This is a genomic window from Clostridium sp. AF27-5AA, from assembly GCF_003478415.1.
GTDB classification, from domain to species: domain Bacteria; phylum Bacillota; class Clostridia; order Lachnospirales; family Lachnospiraceae; genus Otoolea; species Otoolea fessa.
Genome location: NZ_QUFH01000022.1, coordinates 4,109 through 5,216 on the forward strand (window position 1 = coordinate 4,109; position 1,108 = coordinate 5,216).

2 protein-coding genes are annotated in these 1,108 nt (G+C 57.2%); both read right to left on the minus strand.

All coding sequences use genetic code 11. The features are described from left to right. Positions 1 to 107: 107 nt before the first annotated feature. On the minus strand, positions 108 to 494 hold the full coding sequence (locus DWY89_RS14070) for a PrgI family protein (protein ID WP_003500106.1): 387 nt from the start codon (positions 492 to 494) through the stop codon (positions 108 to 110). 44 nt (positions 495 to 538) lie between these two features. Beyond that, on the minus strand, positions 539 to 1,108 hold a 570-nt coding region (locus tag DWY89_RS14075; RefSeq protein WP_243022843.1), incomplete at its 5' end, for a hypothetical protein.

Sequence of the window (1,108 nt, forward strand, 5' to 3'; positions counted from 1 at the left end):
CTACCCGGCACACCCCGTCCCGGTACATTTCCCGGTAAGGGAGGGTCTGCTGGGCGGTGGTGGGAATGTTCTTTCCTTTCGTGAACAGGCCGGTAAGGCCCTGCTTTTCAGGCTTTCTGCCTGCGGGCTTTCCGGCCCTTCTGCTGTTTCGCAATCGGCTGCGCCTCCTTTCTGGCGCTAAGCAGCGCATAGAAGTTTTCGGTTTTGTAAGGCCGCACACGGGGATAGAGGAACCGGGTGCGGATGATGTTTTTCAGCACTTTTTCCAGCGGCAGACCGTCTCGTTCATACATAGCCAGAAAGAAGAACGGGAGCATGAGGCCGATCATCAGGAACATGGCGGCACTGTTCCCGATACTGCCACGGGAAAACAGGTAAGCCGGGAGGCCCACCGCCGCTGCGCTGGAAAAACAAACAAGCTGGCGCTTCGTTAGGTTGAAGGCCAGCTTTGTCTTGATTTTGGAAAGGTCTTTTGGTACTGGCACATAGGCCATTTTGGTACACCTCCTTTATTGCTTCGGGCCAGTATGGCCCGAGGTTATCTTGCGGCCTCTTTGGCCGAGGCTGTGCTGCGGGCAGCTTCGGCGGCCTCTCGTCCGCTCTGCCTTGCCCGCCAGTATTCGGGGTGATACTGCCGGATGGACTGATTGAGTTTTTCTTCAAACTGTCCTTTGTCCTTAATGCGGTCAGGGATTTTCCACAGCTTTTTGTCCAGCAGCTCCCGGAGCACTACGCTTTCCTGTGCGTCCTCCTCATAGCAAATATAGCCCTTGTCCTTGAAGCCGCATTTTTTGGCCGCTGGGGAGAGAACGGCGGCTACCTCGTTTGCCACCATCGTTCCGCCGTGGCTGGCGGTAGATACCAAAAACACCCCCGGACAGAGGGTTTCACAATTCTGCACCTCGCCCCACGGGGAGCTTTTCGGCGCATGGAACATTCCGCCCGTCCGGCTCCGGTCTGCCTGCATGAGCGCCGCATTTTCCAATATGGTGCGAAGTTCCGGGGAAAAATAGGCATATTCCCGCAGGACCCGGGCGGCGTCCCCACCACAGGCGTTCATCAACAGGGTATAGGCATCGCTGTCCGCTTTGGTACAGCGGCCCAGCAG

Coding starts and splice junctions, on each gene's coding strand:
- DWY89_RS14070 (WP_003500106.1), bottom strand. CDS start 494: ATGGCCTATGTGCCAGTACCAAAAGACCTTTCCAAAATCAAGACAAAG.